Source organism: Acetobacterium sp. UBA5834, assembly GCF_002435675.1.
GTDB lineage: Bacteria > Bacillota > Clostridia > Eubacteriales > Eubacteriaceae > Acetobacterium > Acetobacterium wieringae.
In genome coordinates this window covers 23,042-39,188 of sequence record NZ_DJGY01000022.1, presented here as the reverse complement: position 1 = coordinate 39,188, position 16,147 = coordinate 23,042, and the positions used below count along the sequence as shown (strand labels likewise).

Here is a 16,147-nt window from a genome sequence, read left to right as displayed (position 1 = left end):
CAGTTTCCTCCACTTATTTAATCAAATTTAATCGTGTCTCAAACACGTCGATCGGTATTCCTACAGGGGTTATTGGTTGGGGTATCAGCTTATCTAGCAGGGAGTTGGTCACTGCCTGCCGGGAAAAACTGTAATTCATCACGTCATCCTGTGTCTCGTTTCTCTCAAAGAGCATCTCATCGGCAAAACCAAGTTCCAACGCTTTATTGGCATTAAGCCATGTCTCACCATCCATCAGCTTTGACAGTTTCGCCCGGGGTTGGCCGGTTTTAAGCTCATAGGCATTGATAATGCTTTCCTTCACTTCATCGAGCATTTGAATGGCTTTTTTCATTTCCGTGCTGTCGCCAATCGCCACCGTCAAGGGGTTGTGAATCATCATCAAACTTGTCGGTGAGACTTTGACCGTTGTTCCGGCCATGGCAATGACAGAGGCAGCACTGGCCGCAATCCCATCAATCTTGACCGTGACGTTTCCCTTATAGTCCATCAGCATGTTGTAAATTTGACTGGCCGCAATACAATCACCTCCGGGACTGTTAATCCAGATATCAATGTCGCCTTCACCGGAGACAAGTTCTGATTTAAACTGCTTGGGGGTTATTTCGTCACCGAACCAGCTTTCCTCCGCAATGGCACCATTAAGGTACAGGGTCCGTGAACCATCTTCATTTTTAATCCAATTCCAAAATTTCTTCATTTGTTTCCTCACTTTCATTTGTGTTGGTATTTGCAAAGGCACCAGCATCTTCTAGTTTTGTCATGGCACCGTTAATCAGGTAAAGATCGCCACCTAAATCTTCAGGGATCCGATTGAGGTTTTCCAGCTCCCGGATATCATTGGTGGATAGCCAGCCGTTTTGTCGCCCGGTGGCATACCCGGCCATGCGGGAAGCGTAATCCCCACGTAATAAACCATCCACCGAGAAGCGGATAAAGTATTGGCTTTTTTCGCTGTCACTCAGCAGGGCTTTCTGCATCGATTGTTCCCAGCGAATCACCCAGGGATCCAGGGTATATTTGACAAACTCCAGCGACTGCTGTTCAATATTGGAAAAACTGGACTTCTCCAAATCTCCAATCATATGGGGTGGAATCCTGAAAATCCGGGCGATTTCATTGATCTGAAACTTGCGGGTTTCCAGAAACTGGGCCTGTTCCGGGGGGATTCCTATGGAGGTAAACCGCATCCCTTCTTCTAAAACGGCGATCCGATGGGCGTTGCTGCTGCCCTGATAGACCGAGTTCCAGCTTTCCCGGACCCGTTTGGGATCTTTGACCACCCCAGGATGCTCCAAAACACCCCCGGGATTTGCTCCATTGGAAAAAAACTTAGAACCATACTCTTCGGTGGCAATGGCCATCCCGATGGCGTTTTTGGCCATGGCTATCGGTGAATAACCGATTAAACCATCAAAACCAAGGCCAGGAATATGCAGAACCATTTCTTTTCGCATCACCACTTCGCCCTTATCACTCTGATATTTGTAAAAAAGCTCACCATTGGCGGCTCGATCAACCGTTATTTTGTCTGGCATTAAGGGATACAGCGCCAACACCTGTCCCCTTCCATCCCGAATAATCTGAGCATAAGCATTGCCCCAAAGCAAAAGATGACTCATCAGTGTTTCTCGAAACACGAAAGAAGTCATCTCAGGGTTTGGTTCATGTTGGAGGAGCCGATATAAAGAATGCTCCTCAGCTTTTTCTTTGCCATTGTCAGTGTAATGATAGGTATGAAGCGGTAAGCTGGCGATGGTTTCGGCCAGGATCCGCACACAGGAGTATACGGCTGTCGTCTGCATGGCTGTTCGTTCATTGACGGTTTTCCCAGCGGTTGTTCCACCGAAGAAAAAACTGAAGGGGTTGTTATCCAGATAATTTTTTGGCTTATCGCGGGAATGGAATAGGTCTCTTAATCGACTCATGGGTTCCTCCTTAAAAATGGGCGTAAAAAAAGCACCTCGGGTGAGATGCCTTAATTATAAATAAATTCATTATCTATTAAATTCCGTCTGTCTCAATATTAAAATGTTGTTAAAGCTTTTAATCATTTCATGTAATTCTTCTCCATCTTTTAACCATTCAAATTCATTGGCTTTCATTCTTTTAATTAGTGGCTTAATCTTATCTTTATCAACTTCATTATCATAAAAAAACATTTCAAGCTTTTCTCTTTTAATCCACGATGTGACATCCTCTGTTTGAAAGTATGAAGCATACTTTCCGTTACCAAAACACTCAAAAAGCGTTTTGGGCATTTGATCTAAAAAACATTTTCCTCTTGATTGCATCTTTCTATCTGGTAAAAGCATGACATTTTCCCTTTGCATTGACAATTTAGCAAATATACATAATTCTTTAACCAGCTCGTTTTCGACAGGTAAATATTTATCAAGATTATTTTTTATCTTTTTTAAATAAAAATTCTTATCTGATCCATATTTATCAATTTTGTAAAACGTTTCTCCTGAATTCAAAAAATCTAACACCATTTTTAATGGGTTCCAAAGAGAAAATATGGTATCAGCTAATAAATTCCCACCCGTCAATTTACAATCAGTATCGTTCAAAGCTCTAAAAATATCATGAACCGTTTCATTTCCTGCATAGGAACATTTGGGGCTATTAATCTCATAATTAATCCATTCTTCAAGTTTAATCCTAATGGGATGTAAAATATCAATTTTGTTTTTTTCTGGTTCATTAGAAAAATTCATTTCTTTTTCAATGTAACTCAAATAAGCCATCAATGTCACTTCCATAAGATAACGGGTTTTTACTCTCTCAATTTTGAAAACTTCACGAAATACTTTAACTGTTTTTTCAAATAATTCTTCATTAACCCTCACTTTCAAAGATGCAGGTATGTCTTCTATTTTTATGACCTCCGTTTTTTTTCTCATGATGCTCTTAAGGATATTCTTATCCTTTAAACCAACAACATATCGCATTGCTCTGTCAAAAATTGCTTGTCTATCTCTATCCTGTGCACACTCAACTCTTTTAATTGATTCAAAAATTATTAGTAATTCAGCATTAGGTCGAACAGATGCATATCGTTCCTTTTCCAAATTTAATCTCCTTCGCAAATGTATTCTTTATATGTTCCTTATCTGGAATTGTCTTTATTGTATTCCTATTGTGGAATTTTGTCAAGAATAATTTGCAAACAACTATAGAACTAATATCCCTCGCTCATCATAAACACTGCCACCCATATTCCCACCGCAGCGTATTGCCCGGTCCAGCGCCATAATGGTGGCCACGGCGCCATCAATCCGCTCAGTGGATTTTTCTTTATCCGGTTTGATGTTTCCCGCCGGATCAGTCCGAACAAAGATGTTGTCCATCATCCATCTCAGAACTGGGTGTCCGCCATGAGCGATCTTCTCCTCCAGCGTCAGTTTCATGAGCTCTTTTGTTGGTGGCGACATATCCTTAAATCCCTGTCCAAAGGGAACGACGGTAAAACCTAATCCTTCCAGGTTTTGCACCATCTGAACCGCGCCCCAGCGGTCAAAGGCGATTTCTCTGATGTTATACCTGGTGCCCAATGCGTCAATGAAGTTTTCGATAAAACCGTAATGAACGACATTTCCTTCAGTGGTCTGCATATGATTTTGCTTTTCCCACACATCGTATGGGACGTGATCCCGACGGACTCGCTGTTCGATGTTTTCTTCAGGAATCCAGAAAAAGGGCATGATGACATATTTCTCATCATCATACTTCGGGGGAAAGACCAAGACAAAGGCGGTGATGTCAATCGAGCTGGAAAGATCCAGGCCGCCATAGCATTCTCGGCCAAGCAAATCGTCCGGTTCGATCATCTGATCGCACTGATCCCACTTCTCCATCGGCATCCACCGGACGGATTGTTTGACCCATTGGTTGAGTCGCAACTGTCGGAAAAGGTTCTCTTCAGCCGGGTTTTCCTTGGCATTTTCACATGCAACCTGGATCTTTTCGATGTCAACGGTGATGCCCATTGATGGATTGGCTTTTTGCCAGACCTTGGGATCGGTCCAGTCCTCATTTTCTCCAGCACCATAAATTACTGGATAAAAGGTGGGATCAATCTTCCGTCCAGCCAAAATATCCTCGGCTTTCTGATGGACTTCCCAGCAAATGGAATGTCGATCGGTTCCAGCGGTGGTGATTAAAAAGTAGAGGGGTTGCTTTCGGGCATCACCGGAGCCATGGAGCATGACGTCATAGAGATTTCGATTAGGTTGGGCATGTAATTCGTCAAAGACAACGCCGTGGACGTTAAGTCCATGCTTGGTATATGCTTCCGCAGACAATACCTGGTAGAAGCTACCCAGCGGTTTATAGACCAGTCGCTTTTGGGATAAGATTGGTTTGATTCGGGATTTAAGGGCTGGACATTGATCGACCATATCGACGGCCACATCAAAAACAATCGAGGCTTGCTGACGATCCGAAGCACAGCCGTAGATTTCACCGCCATGCTCGTAGTCGCCACAGGTTAAGAGCAGGGCTACCGCAGCCGCCAGTTCACTGTTATGGGTTGGCAAAAAAGAGCGCCCCACCAGATATTGATGAGACGGACTATCCACTTGAATGCACTGCATTCCGTTATTGGTTATGGGCTCAATTTTATCGATGTATCGGTAGTGACTTCGTGTTTCAGGGTTTCGCTTTACAGATCTGGCTTGTTTCCGATACAATCCGCTGACCGAAATGTCACTAAAAGCGGTGAATTTTACATAGTATAGTGTTTCTCCGGTGGCAATTCTGCCACATTCTTTACTTTTTTGTCTCCAATCTTTTCTTTGCGTTGAGGGTGCAACGGTAATCGCATTTTTAATTCCCAAACCCCATAACAACTCGCTGACGCTTTCTGATAAGGCTTTTTCGGTTGATGTATAAATCGCCTGGCCTTTAACATTGATCGAACCATCGGAATCCATCAGTCCCCAAAGCAATCGTATTCGTTGCTCTTTCGAAGAACGTAAATAATCAATCGGTATTACCTTTTCGTGATAGCTTTTTAATAGTATTGGTCTGAGTGCGGGTATCCGAAAAACCAGACTATCACCGACATTTTTCCACGTGCTGACGACTTCGTAAAAGGGGATGATATGCTTTAGCACACCGGCGACGTCTTCGGTTTTTATCGTGATTTCAGGTTTGACGGCATTGCCGTTACCAAGCCAATAACCCATCAAATATGGCTCTATTGGCAAGTCAGCCGTGTCGTTTTTGATGCAATCGGCAACCGGAATTCTAAAACGAGTACACCCTTTATCTTTGGGCATGCGAAAAATTTCACCGGTTGTCATCATCCGCTTCTTGCGTTTGCCATAAGTGTATTCCCCTACCCATTGATGGTTTTCCCCTGCTTCAATAACTTCACCATCTTTAAATGTAATACGATAAGCTTGTTCGAAAAAATCGATCTTACTTTTTGCAACCACACAGCAAGGCTGGCCCTTCTCGTCAAAAACAGTATCACCAACGGCAATATCACCCATTGTTGTATAACCGTTCGGCGTTGGAATAATTGTATCAAGCGCCAACTGCTTCCCCTGCTTCTTAGCGATCTCGATGTAGGCGGTGTTAAACTGCCGGGCCTGATTGGGTTTTAGAATCCCAAAGACATCCCGGATGATCTGCTCCTGCCAATCAATCAATTCAAAGGGCTGGCCATGCCATTGGCCTTTGGTATGCTTAAGGCAATTGATAAATGAAACCGCCAGATCGGCTCGGTTTTGATCGTAGATAGAAGTTTCTTTTTTAAACAGGGTTTGCTGATAAATATCCAAATGGCGCATGGTGGCCAGCTCCTTTCTTTGAAATACTGATGTTCTTAATTGTTAAAATAGGCCAGGATTCCTTCTAGAATTCCTTGAGCTTCCAGCTCCGCACCACCATTACTAAAGAAATGACAGTCGCTGGGTGAGGTGGCAAACATCCCTTCGGTGATAATTGCTGGCATCAGGGAGTAAGTGACATCAGAATCATCACGCTGGATAATCCCACGGTTGCTTAACCCCATGCGATTGCACATCCCATTGAGCACCAGCTGTGCCAGTCTTAATCCATTGGTACTACCGGGGTAACAAATGACCAGGGTACCACTGGATTCTGGACTGGCTGATCCATTGTGATGGATACTGACAAAAATATCGGCATTGTTGGCATTGGCAATGGCTGGACGGTCACTCAAAGCCATCCAGCGATCATCGACTCGGGTGTAAACGACTTCAAAGCCCCGTTCCTGCAGCAGTTGACCCAGTCTCAGGCTCACCACCAGGTTCATGTCCTTCTCCTGCAGGTTGCCGCAGGCTCCGGGATCGGATCCACCATGGCCGGGGTTGATGCAGACCAACTGACCCTTGCCGTTTCCGGCTGGCAGCGGTTTAACCGTTGGTGAAGGTACAACCGTTTCTGACTGATTGACAGCCCGAGGTATTTCAATACCTAGAGATTTCAGGGTTTCGTTGCCAACAATCCTGTCAACAGTCAGCCCATTCTTTTTCTGAAAATCTGTGATGGCCGCCAGGGTTTCTGAGCCGACAGCGCCATCGATTGCGAGGTGGTAGCCATGTTTTGTTAGCGCTTCCTGAATTATCCGGACTTCTCCCATTAGGGCGGCATCGGATTGGTCGCCATAAATGCCATCCTGTTCTAAACCATGATAGGCTTGCAGCGCCAGTACGGCTTCCTCGGTTTTCCTTCCGAAGTCGCCATCAACCGGTCCAGCGTCATAAGCGCAGAAATTCAAATCGTTTTGTAATTGGGCCACAGCGGTACCCATGGTTCCTATTTCAAGATCCATGTTTTTCCCTTTCCTCGTTGCCGATAAAAAAAGACAACAAAAAAGCACCCCCTTGCAGAGCTGCGTATAAAGTTTATATTCAATTCAAAGGACAATAATCGCTACGAGAAAAAGGCTAGTTTTCAGCCTTTTTCTGAAGCTTGTTATTTTTGTTTTCTTCCGCTTTCAAAAGCCTGTATCAAGGCTTCCTTAAGGCTCCAAACCGAGGTTTCAATGAAGTCTTCTGCATCGTGGTCCCTTGTTTCAAGGTCTCCTCTTTCTCTGATCGCCGGTAGTGTTTGTTTGGCGATTTTCAAAAGGTTCTCGTAGTCTTTTTGGCTAATTCTTTCTTCTTTCATGGCGTTTGCCTCCTTTTCTTTATTGTGTACATATTAACTCTAAGTGACACTAATAGCAAGTTATATCGCCTTTAAAGCACACTATATTATTTTATTGCTACTATTCCGTATAAATTTCGGTTGAATCACTGACCGCCTGCCGCAAGATGCCAAGATCAAACCCGGCTGCTTTGTAGCCTTCCAGAATGACGCTGTAGTAGTAACAGCTTGGCAGCCCCAAGGGCCGGTTCTCGTTCATCAAATAAACCATGGCTTTGGTAAGCCGTTTACCGATAGCGACGGTGATGGTTTCTTTTCGATAAAGAATCGGCCAGCCTTCGTAATGGTCCAGGGCGGCTTCATCTTCGGGGGTGATTTTCCAGACCAGCACAGGCACCCGGCTGCCTTGTTGGGGTTCAATAGTGGCCACAGCGCCATCGTGGGGGCCTTTAAACAGCAGTTGGTAGCCGTTGAGGGTAAGTGTTTCGACAACCCGGGCAGTGGGGCAACGTTTGGTCATTTGGGCCAGATTTAAGTTCGAGCCATAGGCCAAATACAGTTTATTCTTCATGTCTTTTTCCTCCTTTTAAACCGGGGGCAGCTCATGCCACCCCATACCGCCATGCTGCCGAGCCGGTAAGGGCCGCAGTTAAGTGCTCACGGCAGTTGGCAAACTCGCTACCGATAAAGCCGATGCGGTTTAAGTAGGTGCGCATGGCAAACTTTTCATTTTCAACCTGGGGCTTCTTGGCAGAAGCGCATTTTTGGGTTAAGGCCTGGTTGTTGATGGCTAGGGCCAAAACAATGTAGCTTCTGATTTTTCCGGCGTGGAGGATGCTGTTGAAGCCCCGTAACTCGACTGTGTGGTGGCCGGTAAAAAAGCTATGCAGGTTCAGGAAATGGTAGCGGCTGTTGTGGTAGTGAGTCCGGCGGCTGTCGTTGTAGCCGTCATACCAGATATCTTCAAGCTCGGCCATGGTAGTAGGCTTCTGTTTTTTCAGTTTTTCAATCAGGATGCCATCCATCTTTTTGCAGTAGACCATGCGCTGAGGAGCAATCTCCAGGGCTTTGTAAAAAAGGTCGTTCTTGCTGGCGATGATGTTGATGAAATTTTTAATACTGCGGGGTGAGTGGTCTTTGCCATCCAGATGGATGTGGATACCGCAGGAGCTGTTGGTAAAGGCTCCTGCGCGTCTGAGCCGCCGCACCAGCTCCTGCAGGGTAGCAATGTCATCCCGATAGGAAAGAATCGGGCTGACCAGCTCAACGCTGTAGTCTCTGCCAGCGGCGACCCTGCGGCCTTGTGATTTGCGTTGGCAGTTGATGCTGCCATCGCTCATGAACTTCCACACCCGGCCATCCGGGGCAGTGACCTTTTTGGTGTCGTAGTAGGTACCACCTTCCTCGTAGGTGCCGTTTAGGAAGCTGGCGGCAATCTCTGCGGCCTTTTCTCTGGTAATCCCGGTAAATTCAATCTCGATTCCGAATTTTGCTCTTAACATTGTTTCCTTCTCCTTTAAAGTGTATTTGTTCCGTTTGCATGTACATATATCACTCTAAACGACATTAATAGCAAGTCAATTCGGAAGAAACACAAAAGAATTACTCCGTGTCGGCTTTTTTACCACTTTTAAAAGCCGAACTGCCTGACAGCTTTGATAGCAGAATCTTGCGGTTGGTTTTGTAGTCATCCCCGATAAAGCCAAGCCGCAGCAGGAAACACCGGAAGGCATACTTTTCATTGTTGACGGTCTTTACTGTAGCCGAGATGCGCTTTTGCGTTTTGGCCATCTCACAAATGGCGGCAATGAACCGGGTGTAGGCCTGGATGGCTTCGGGATCAGCATCGGCTTTAAACCAGGGGAAGGAAATGGTATCAACGGACAGCTCAACCGGTAGGGCTTCAACGCCAAGGGCTTTTTTAATCAGCTCACCTTTGCCTTTGATCAGGTTTTCAAGGTTAGTCATGGCTTCATCGGTGAAGCCTTCCTTAGGCATTTCAATGGTCAGGATGTCATGGTTTTCGGTATCAGTTTGGGTTTCGACTTCGGTTTGGATTTCAGTTTTTGTTTTTTCTATTTCATACATGAATCCACTTATCCGCAGGCTTTCAAGTAGGCTATTTACCGCCGTTTCAGCAGTCGCTTCAGCAACAATCAGGGTACCTTGCTTATCAACTTCAAAGTCGCCAATGGTGTAGGCAAAGGATGGCACCCCTTGGTAGACGGGCTGAACCTGGAGGATTTCACCAATGGCTGCTACTAAGATTTTTCGATCACAGTCTGTAAATTGGTATTTTTTTGTCATGGTCTTTCACCTTTCGCCCCTTCGTCTGCACTGCTGCTCTCAATCACCAACCAGGAATCAACCCCAGCGATTAACCCAAGGCGACTGCCACAATCCCATGAAACGTGAATGGTGCCGATGTCGTCGATACAGTCCACGGTACCAGTGGCCCCTTCAGGCAGAGTCGAGTAAGGGTCATACATGTAAATCAGCCGAACTCGATCGCCTTTTTTGACAGGTGCTAAATTTTGAGGTTTCATTTCTTGCCACCACATTTCATTTTACCTTCGACAACCAGTTCAAAGCGCTTTTCATCAATCAGCCCCTGTAGTTCTGTAGGTCCATAGATTAACACTTCATCACCATTTTCGCTCGTGGCCGCAAGGACAATGTCTTTACCATAGCGGCCAACCACCTGATAGATTTTCTTTCCGTTTCCGATTGTAAGTAATGTACCTTTTTTCATGATCTTATCTCCTTTAAATGTAGTTTTGTTGTGTCTATATATCACTCAAAAGGTACTAATTAGCAAGTCGTATTTTGCAACTTCTTCCTGGTCGCTTGCTTCCTGACTCAAAAGGTACTAATTAGCAAGTCGTATTTTGCAAAGTTGGTGAGTTATTCGACCGGTAAAAGTCCAGTATACGGGAAGGCCTTCTTCTTTCGCAGAACTGAAATTCTTTGATTGGAATTGACGGTTTCGTTGTAGCGCTTACTGATAAAATAAACGCTTCGCAAATTGATAAATTCACAAAGCGTTTACAGATATTTATGACTTTTTCGATTAACCATTTAGAAGGATTTCCTGTATCATTGTAAATCCCATATTCTCCAAACATACATGCCATACCTATATTTCGTGCCTGGACTGCCGTTTCAAAGGTTTCATAATATCCAAGATGAATATCATGCTGACAGATTTTGATTCTTGCCCGGTACTTATTTCTGGGTGCATAAAAACTTACCCCAGTAATTCCAGAAGTATTATTCTTCTGCAACGGCTGATTGCATTGGTTTTGCTGATGCGTACACACTCTAAGATTACACATTCGATTATCAAAGGTGTCCAGGTTAATATGATCCACTTCATAACCTTGTGTTTCACCAAGTAAATACGCATGGATTTTTTTGCCGCAGCGGTCAACGATGTAAGTTCTTCTATTGGGTGCATTTTTTTCACTTCGGTAAAATTTTACATCTTTTATTTTCTCATGATAAATAGCGTCAAACTTAAACTCTGTCCCATCTGGAAGTTGGCCGTAACCAACGTCTTCTCCGGCTGGAAATCGGTAACAAATATTACTCATCACTGCTGCCTTTTTTTCTCCCTTTCTGCGTATTATCAACACGGACATCTTTTAACACTAAATCATTTTCTGTTGGTATATAGATATCCTTGCAATCTAATTTTTTGCCGTTGCGAATAACAAACACATCGCTCGTATCGCCGTTGTAAGCAGTATACCTTCTAACAATTGCAGATGCATATTTGGGGTCCAGTTCCATAAGGAAGGCAATACGATCTAGCTGTTCAGCGGTTATTAGCGTAGAACCGCTTCCTCCAAACAAGTCAAGTACGATGCCATTTGTCTGAGATGAATTTTTCATCGGATAGGCAATAAGTGGCAATGGTTTTGTTGTAGGATGCAACTTTGATTTCGAAGGTTTATCAAATTCCCATATTGTGGTTTGCTTACGGTCACCATAGAATTTGTGCCTCGTGGTATCTTTAAAGGCATAGATAATCGGCTCGTGCCGCATCTGATAGTCCATTCGGCCAAGCACCAGAGCATTTTTTACCCAAATACAAGTGGTTGAATAATGAAATCCTGCATTAACCGTGGCATTGAAGAAGTTAACCTTTTCTGCATCAGAATGAAAAATGTAAATCGCCGCCCCATCGGCAAGAGAATTATAGGCATTCTTAATAGCCAAAAACAGGAAGCTGTAAAAAGCTTCTCCTTTGAGGTTATCATTCATAATCTTCATTCCAGTGCCACCGGTATAGTTACAGGCGTAGGGAGGATCAGTAATACAAAGATTCGCCAATTTACCGTCCATCAGTATTTTGACATCTTCCTCATTTGTGGAGTCCCCACAATAAAGGCGATGCCGGCCTAAAAGCCACACATCGCCTTGTTGCACAAAAGAATCTTCCTCCAGTGCTTTATCAATATCAAATTGATCTTCATCAACATCATTTTTACACGCCACTTCAAAAAGTTCATTGATTTCAGCCAGATCAAAACCGGTCAGGGAAAGATCAAAGCCGCTATCATCAAGATCTTTTAGCAGATCTGTTAACAGCGGCATATCCCAATCTCCGGAAACCTTATTCAGGGCGACATTTAGAGCCTTTTCTTTTTCATCATCCATATCCATAACCACGCAATCCACTTCTTTTTCACCCAACTGGGTCAGTACCTTAAAGCGCTGGTGGCCACCAACGATGTTGCCGGTGCGCTGGTTCCAGATGACCGGCTCGACGTAACCGAATTCTTTAATAGATCGCTTTAGCTTCTCATACTCGGCATCACCGGGTTTGAGATTCTTCCTCGGGTTATATTTTGCGTGTTTAATTTTCTTTACCGGTATTTTTTGAATATCCATTCTGGTTCCTCCTAATTTTATTCACCGCGTCTAGCAGTGAGCAGTCGTTCCATCACGTCATCGTGGGGATTGCTGCCTTTAAATTCCTGGGCGCAGTTTTCTTTGACCACCTGGTATATCTGATACCAGAGATTATTTGACAATTTCATGAAACTTTGAGACATCGCAACAAAGGGTGATGGGATTGCATTCCCGGTGGTGGGATGCTTGGCCAGAAAGCCAAACTCAGTAATTGATTCTTCACACTGAATCCAACGGGACACCGCCATGGCATACTGCTCGATTAATTGCGCTGAAACGTGTTGGGCGCAGCCCCGTTCGGCCAGCCATTGCCAGGTAATTTCATAAACGTCAGCCGCCATCAGCGGCTTGCCATTTTTCTGGGTGGCGCTAAGATATTCTTTAGGTGGCGGCATGTCCTGGCCTTCTAGCTTGGCGGTGTCAGAAAATTCCAATACCGTCAGTTTACGTTTACCAGGGTTACCGTCCATCAGTTTATCCACTAATGCTTTCTTCTTTTTTCCGGCTCCAACTCGGGAACCGCCGTGACCGTTGGCCATCTGAATACACCGTCCTTTCTTTGCTTTTTCCTATATGGTCTCTTGAAATTGCGACTTTTCGCACGTGCCCCCATGCCCGTTGCATTTGCAACACGTTTTAGCGATTTGACTACCCCCACCGGCCACCTTCCCGAGCCGTGATGGTGGAGTGACAGCTGCTGCACAACGCCATCAGGTTCTTTTCGTCATGGGTACCACCCTTTGACAACGGTTTGATATGATGAACTTCCTGGGCTGGGGTCAGCTTTCCTTTTTTTAAACACATCTCACAAAGGGGATTGTTTCTGATGTAACGATCACGGATGCGCTTCCATGACCAACCGTAACGTTTCCGGGTCTCTGGGTCACGCTGATACTTATTGTAATGTTGCTCCGATAATTTCTGGTGTTCCTCGCAGAACCGGCCATTGGTTAATTCTTTACAACCGGGGTAGCTGCAGGGACGCTTAGGTTTTCTCGGCATAATGTTCACCTCGTTTTGGGCATAAGAAAAGCCACCATGAGATTTCTCCCGTGGTGGCCTGCGCCTACTTTTTTCACAATACCATTATACCACATTGGGTATTAACATCAACTCTCATTTACTCTCCACTTTCGTTGACGACGATTTTCTTCAAAGCTCGATCACGCATCCGATAGGTGTGCTGGATGCTAAAGCCCATCTTGATGGCAATTTCCTCCCAGGTACAACCGCAAAGGAACCGAAGCTCAAGTAACGTCTGGAATTCCTTATTGTCCACAGCTTTAATGCTGGCAACAATCCGCCGCTTGATGTCGATCAACTGATGAATGTCCCGGTCAATTTCTATTTGAAGGTCAACGATCTTTGCAACGGTATCCGCCATCGAAGAAATGCTCTGGTTGGGGCTGCGGGGCATATCGCTGATGGTAGCGGTGCATTTTGTCGCCAGTTCATTTAAAGAATTAATCTGTTCCAGTTTACTGTCGATGCGAAGATCCAACCGGTAAGCTTGGCTTAAAAAATCCAAAGCGGTCATCTCAGCCCTCCTCCATTTCACAAACCTTTTTTAACAGAACCTCGCCATCCAGGGAGGAGAGCATCTCAAACCATCCAGACCGAAAGAAGCGCTCAGCAGCATCTCGTTCATTCTCATTTTTGATAACTTTATCTCGCAGCGTATTTTGTTGAGGATCGTTATCAAGCTCTGGTGTGTGGGGATGATGCTTCAAAAATCGAATTGCTTTTCGGTAGTCTTTAACTGCCTGAATAATAAGCGCATTGACTAAACTTTGATAGGGTTCCATAATCGTACCTCCGAATAATAGTTTCCTCGGATTGTCATTGATTGTCTCAGATTTTCAGATCAGCTTTCACTGCATCAATCAGTGATTGCTGTGTCAGGTTCTTTTCAGATAGGGCTTTTAAGATCTGCTCGTCAATGGTGCCTTTTGTGATAAGGTGTAGGATGATCACGGTTTTGCTGCTTTGACCCTGACGCCATAGGCGGGCGTTGGTCTGCTGGTATAGCTCAAGAGACCAGGTCAGCCCAAACCAGATTAGGGTTGATCCACCGGTCTGCAGGTTTAGTCCATGGCCAGCTGCGGCCGGATGGATCACAGCTACCGGAATTTTTCCGGCGTTCCAATCAGCGATGTCCTGGCTGGATTTGATCTCCCTGACGGTAAATCGTTTTTTGATGCGGTTAAGGTCATGCTTAAACCAGTAGGCCACCAGTACCGGCTTTTCATTGGCTGCTTCAATTAAATCTTCCAAAGCGTCCAGCTTCCTGTCGTGGAATTCGATAGTATCGCCATCATCAGAATAAATGGCTCCATTGGCCAGCTGGCAGAGCTTGCCAGTAAGGGCGGCGGCGTTGGCCGCAGTAATATCACCATCTGTTGTTTGAAGTACCAGATCGCGCTTTAATTCCTCATAGCGCTCTTTTTCAGAATCCGACAGCTGCACTTCATATTGAGACGAAACCAGTTCTGGCATTTTTAGATGATCCGTCGATTTCATGGAGATTGTAATATCTGAAATTCTGGAATAAATCGCTTCTTCAGCACCGGGTAGCGGTTTATAAGAAAAGATGACCTGGCCATTACGCTTGTCTGGCTTAAAATAGGTGGTGCGATATTGACCAATGAACCTGCCGAGACGAACCCCTAGGTCAAGCAGTCTAAACTCTGCCCACAAATCCATCAGGCCGTTAGAGCTTGGCGTTCCGGTTAGACCAACCACACGTTTAACTTTCGGTCTAGCTTTCATCAAGGCTCGAAACCGCTTTGACTGATGATTCTTGAAAGAGGATAACTCATCAATGACTACCATATCAAAATCGAAAGGGATACCACTCTTTTCAATTAGCCACTGCACATTTTCACGGTTGATAATATAAATATCCGCCTGTCTATTTAGTGCAGTCAGTCTTTCGGATTCCGTGCCTACTACTATGGAATATTTCAGAAGATCCAGATGCTCCCACTTTTGAATCTCCGCTCCCCAAGTCACAGTGGCTACACGAAGAGGTGCAATGACCAATATCTTATGAACTTCAAAGCTGTCAAACAGTAAATCATTTATTGCAGTTAGTGTGATGGAAGTTTTCCCTAATCCACAATCTAAGAAAATCGCAGCAATATCATTGCTTTTAATATACTCTACACAATAAAATTGATAAAAATGAAAGTCACTCCGTTTCAACATTTTCCACCTCTAGTTTTTCTATTTGGCGCAAAAACCATCTGTACTCATTATGAAATTTTGTATGGTCACCAACTGATGGGAATACCACTAAATTTTCAGGATCGTTATTATATCTGTTTCCATCCCTATGATGTACAACTTCTTCTGGCTTAAGCGATCGACCTAACATTTTCTCTGCTACTACTCGGTGCGCAAGTCTACTGTAAATTTTTGAATAACCCTTACATTCTCCTTTGCCAAGATGTGCATTACGCAGCTTTTCTTTGGTCTCCTTAGTCATTCTTGTAGAATTCAGTTTCTGATTAATCTGTTTCATATTTTTACTGATGTTCGAAAAAGCTTTCAGAGAAGCATACCCATCTGGATTTTTTGTTTTATTGCTAAAATCAGCAAGACACCGTCTGCTGCAAAAATGATGTTTCTTACCTTTGAGAGCAGCAGAATCTCTCACAAATTCTTTTCCACACCAATCACACTTAATTGATAATTTCATCTAGCATCTCTCCAATTTTTCCCACATCGTCCAGAACATAAACTGCAAAGCCCAGACGTTTTAACATCTCATGCCTTACCATTTGCAATGGCTGTGGTTTTTTACCGGGAGCCTTCACTTCGACAAATGCCAGTCTCCCACCGGGTAAAAGCACCAACCGATCCGGCATTCCATCTAAGCCCGGAGATACAAACTTCGGGCAGATACCGCCCATCTTTTTTACAGCTGCTACCAGTTTTCGTTCGATTGTTTTTTCTCTCATACATTCCATCCTTCTTTTTTCAGCAACAAGCAACAACTGGCAACACCATTTCCTATAATTTCTACGCGGGCGTATACAGGCACAACAAACCTATTCCCTATTATTTAAAGCCGATAACTAATATAAGGGATATAGTTGTTACA

General features: G+C 44.4%; 20 protein-coding genes. All 20 read right to left on the bottom strand.

Annotated features, from left to right (window positions below):
• Positions 1-13 precede the first annotated feature (13 nt).
• A complete protein-coding gene (locus tag B3F51_RS05070; protein WP_286945842.1) occupies positions 14-700 on the bottom strand; it encodes a head maturation protease, ClpP-related in 687 nt (228 codons plus the stop codon).
• Positions 675-1,928: a phage portal protein gene (locus B3F51_RS05065; protein WP_286945840.1), complete on the bottom strand. Its 1,254-nt coding sequence runs from the start codon at positions 1,926-1,928 to the stop codon at positions 675-677. The genes B3F51_RS05070 and B3F51_RS05065 overlap by 26 nt, the downstream gene beginning before the upstream one ends.
• Before the next feature lie 69 nt (positions 1,929-1,997).
• Positions 1,998-3,074, bottom strand: coding sequence for a hypothetical protein (locus tag B3F51_RS05060; protein ID WP_286945838.1), 1,077 nt, complete (start codon positions 3,072-3,074; stop codon positions 1,998-2,000).
• 102 nt (positions 3,075-3,176) lie between these two features.
• The gene (locus tag B3F51_RS05055) at positions 3,177-5,801 is read right to left on the bottom strand and encodes a terminase TerL endonuclease subunit (RefSeq protein ID WP_286945836.1); all 2,625 of its coding nucleotides are present in this window, start codon (positions 5,799-5,801) and stop codon (positions 3,177-3,179) included.
• Between the two features lie 35 nt (positions 5,802-5,836).
• A complete protein-coding gene (locus B3F51_RS05050) occupies positions 5,837-6,808 on the bottom strand; it encodes an N-acetylmuramoyl-L-alanine amidase (RefSeq protein WP_286945835.1) in 972 nt (323 codons plus the stop codon).
• 143 nt (positions 6,809-6,951) lie between these two features.
• On the bottom strand, positions 6,952-7,146 hold the full coding sequence (locus B3F51_RS05045) for a DUF6900 domain-containing protein (protein ID WP_286945833.1): 195 nt from the start codon (positions 7,144-7,146) through the stop codon (positions 6,952-6,954).
• A 100-nt stretch (positions 7,147-7,246) separates the two neighbouring features.
• The gene (locus B3F51_RS05040; protein WP_286945831.1) at positions 7,247-7,696 is read right to left on the bottom strand and encodes a gamma-glutamylcyclotransferase family protein; all 450 of its coding nucleotides are present in this window, start codon (positions 7,694-7,696) and stop codon (positions 7,247-7,249) included.
• Between the two features lie 31 nt (positions 7,697-7,727).
• On the bottom strand, positions 7,728-8,627 hold the full coding sequence (locus B3F51_RS05035; RefSeq protein WP_286945828.1) for an amidoligase family protein: 900 nt from the start codon (positions 8,625-8,627) through the stop codon (positions 7,728-7,730).
• Between the two features lie 100 nt (positions 8,628-8,727).
• Positions 8,728-9,432 (bottom strand): virulence protein, encoded by a 705-nt coding sequence (locus B3F51_RS05030; RefSeq protein WP_286945825.1) that lies wholly within the window; start codon positions 9,430-9,432, stop codon positions 8,728-8,730.
• Positions 9,429-9,671 (bottom strand): DUF4314 domain-containing protein, encoded by a 243-nt coding sequence (locus B3F51_RS05025; RefSeq protein WP_286945823.1) that lies wholly within the window; start codon positions 9,669-9,671, stop codon positions 9,429-9,431. The genes B3F51_RS05030 and B3F51_RS05025 overlap by 4 nt, the downstream gene beginning before the upstream one ends.
• Positions 9,668-9,877 (bottom strand): hypothetical protein, encoded by a 210-nt coding sequence (locus tag B3F51_RS05020; protein ID WP_286945821.1) that lies wholly within the window; start codon positions 9,875-9,877, stop codon positions 9,668-9,670. The genes B3F51_RS05025 and B3F51_RS05020 overlap by 4 nt, the downstream gene beginning before the upstream one ends.
• Positions 9,878-9,998: 121 nt before the next feature.
• Positions 9,999-10,718: an HNH endonuclease gene (locus tag B3F51_RS05015; protein WP_286945819.1), complete on the bottom strand. Its 720-nt coding sequence runs from the start codon at positions 10,716-10,718 to the stop codon at positions 9,999-10,001.
• Positions 10,711-12,021, bottom strand: coding sequence for a site-specific DNA-methyltransferase (locus B3F51_RS05010; protein WP_286945817.1), 1,311 nt, complete (start codon positions 12,019-12,021; stop codon positions 10,711-10,713). The genes B3F51_RS05015 and B3F51_RS05010 overlap by 8 nt, the downstream gene beginning before the upstream one ends.
• A 17-nt stretch (positions 12,022-12,038) precedes the next feature.
• On the bottom strand, positions 12,039-12,581 hold the full coding sequence (locus B3F51_RS05005; RefSeq protein WP_286945816.1) for a P27 family phage terminase small subunit: 543 nt from the start codon (positions 12,579-12,581) through the stop codon (positions 12,039-12,041).
• 109 nt (positions 12,582-12,690) lie between these two features.
• A complete protein-coding gene (locus B3F51_RS05000) occupies positions 12,691-13,044 on the bottom strand; it encodes an HNH endonuclease (protein ID WP_286945815.1) in 354 nt (117 codons plus the stop codon).
• Between the two features lie 118 nt (positions 13,045-13,162).
• Positions 13,163-13,579: a hypothetical protein gene (locus tag B3F51_RS04995; protein WP_286945813.1), complete on the bottom strand. Its 417-nt coding sequence runs from the start codon at positions 13,577-13,579 to the stop codon at positions 13,163-13,165.
• A 1-nt stretch (position 13,580) separates the two neighbouring features.
• Complete coding sequence (locus B3F51_RS04990) at positions 13,581-13,847, bottom strand: hypothetical protein (RefSeq protein ID WP_286945811.1); 267 nt, start codon at positions 13,845-13,847, stop codon at positions 13,581-13,583.
• 46 nt (positions 13,848-13,893) lie between these two features.
• A complete protein-coding gene (locus B3F51_RS04985; protein WP_286945809.1) occupies positions 13,894-15,249 on the bottom strand; it encodes a DEAD/DEAH box helicase in 1,356 nt (451 codons plus the stop codon).
• The gene (locus B3F51_RS04980; RefSeq protein WP_286945806.1) at positions 15,233-15,742 is read right to left on the bottom strand and encodes an HNH endonuclease; all 510 of its coding nucleotides are present in this window, start codon (positions 15,740-15,742) and stop codon (positions 15,233-15,235) included. Before B3F51_RS04980 ends, B3F51_RS04985 begins: the two co-directional genes overlap by 17 nt.
• Positions 15,726-16,004 (bottom strand): VRR-NUC domain-containing protein, encoded by a 279-nt coding sequence (locus B3F51_RS04975; protein WP_286945804.1) that lies wholly within the window; start codon positions 16,002-16,004, stop codon positions 15,726-15,728. Before B3F51_RS04975 ends, B3F51_RS04980 begins: the two co-directional genes overlap by 17 nt.
• Between the last annotated feature and the right edge of the window lie 143 nt (positions 16,005-16,147).

What these genes read in the sequence shown, in the direction of transcription:
- B3F51_RS05070 (WP_286945842.1), bottom strand. Translation starts at nt 700, where the DNA reads ATGAAGAAATTTTGGAATTGGATTAAAAATGAAGATGGTTCACGGACC.
- B3F51_RS05065 (WP_286945840.1), bottom strand. Translation starts at nt 1,928, where the DNA reads ATGAGTCGATTAAGAGACCTATTCCATTCCCGCGATAAGCCAAAAAAT.
- B3F51_RS05055 (WP_286945836.1), bottom strand. Translation starts at nt 5,801, where the DNA reads ATGCGCCATTTGGATATTTATCAGCAAACCCTGTTTAAAAAAGAAACT.
- B3F51_RS05050 (WP_286945835.1), bottom strand. Translation starts at nt 6,808, where the DNA reads ATGGATCTTGAAATAGGAACCATGGGTACCGCTGTGGCCCAATTACAA.
- B3F51_RS05045 (WP_286945833.1), bottom strand. Translation starts at nt 7,146, where the DNA reads ATGAAAGAAGAAAGAATTAGCCAAAAAGACTACGAGAACCTTTTGAAA.
- B3F51_RS05040 (WP_286945831.1), bottom strand. Translation starts at nt 7,696, where the DNA reads ATGAAGAATAAACTGTATTTGGCCTATGGCTCGAACTTAAATCTGGCC.
- B3F51_RS05035 (WP_286945828.1), bottom strand. Translation starts at nt 8,627, where the DNA reads ATGTTAAGAGCAAAATTCGGAATCGAGATTGAATTTACCGGGATTACC.
- B3F51_RS05030 (WP_286945825.1), bottom strand. Translation starts at nt 9,432, where the DNA reads ATGACAAAAAAATACCAATTTACAGACTGTGATCGAAAAATCTTAGTA.
- B3F51_RS05025 (WP_286945823.1), bottom strand. Translation starts at nt 9,671, where the DNA reads ATGAAACCTCAAAATTTAGCACCTGTCAAAAAAGGCGATCGAGTTCGG.
- B3F51_RS05020 (WP_286945821.1), bottom strand. Translation starts at nt 9,877, where the DNA reads ATGAAAAAAGGTACATTACTTACAATCGGAAACGGAAAGAAAATCTAT.
- B3F51_RS05015 (WP_286945819.1), bottom strand. Translation starts at nt 10,718, where the DNA reads ATGAGTAATATTTGTTACCGATTTCCAGCCGGAGAAGACGTTGGTTAC.
- B3F51_RS05010 (WP_286945817.1), bottom strand. Translation starts at nt 12,021, where the DNA reads ATGGATATTCAAAAAATACCGGTAAAGAAAATTAAACACGCAAAATAT.
- B3F51_RS05005 (WP_286945816.1), bottom strand. Translation starts at nt 12,581, where the DNA reads ATGGCCAACGGTCACGGCGGTTCCCGAGTTGGAGCCGGAAAAAAGAAG.
- B3F51_RS05000 (WP_286945815.1), bottom strand. Translation starts at nt 13,044, where the DNA reads ATGCCGAGAAAACCTAAGCGTCCCTGCAGCTACCCCGGTTGTAAAGAA.
- B3F51_RS04995 (WP_286945813.1), bottom strand. Translation starts at nt 13,579, where the DNA reads ATGACCGCTTTGGATTTTTTAAGCCAAGCTTACCGGTTGGATCTTCGC.
- B3F51_RS04990 (WP_286945811.1), bottom strand. Translation starts at nt 13,847, where the DNA reads ATGGAACCCTATCAAAGTTTAGTCAATGCGCTTATTATTCAGGCAGTT.
- B3F51_RS04985 (WP_286945809.1), bottom strand. Translation starts at nt 15,249, where the DNA reads ATGTTGAAACGGAGTGACTTTCATTTTTATCAATTTTATTGTGTAGAG.
- B3F51_RS04980 (WP_286945806.1), bottom strand. Translation starts at nt 15,742, where the DNA reads ATGAAATTATCAATTAAGTGTGATTGGTGTGGAAAAGAATTTGTGAGA.
- B3F51_RS04975 (WP_286945804.1), bottom strand. Translation starts at nt 16,004, where the DNA reads ATGAGAGAAAAAACAATCGAACGAAAACTGGTAGCAGCTGTAAAAAAG.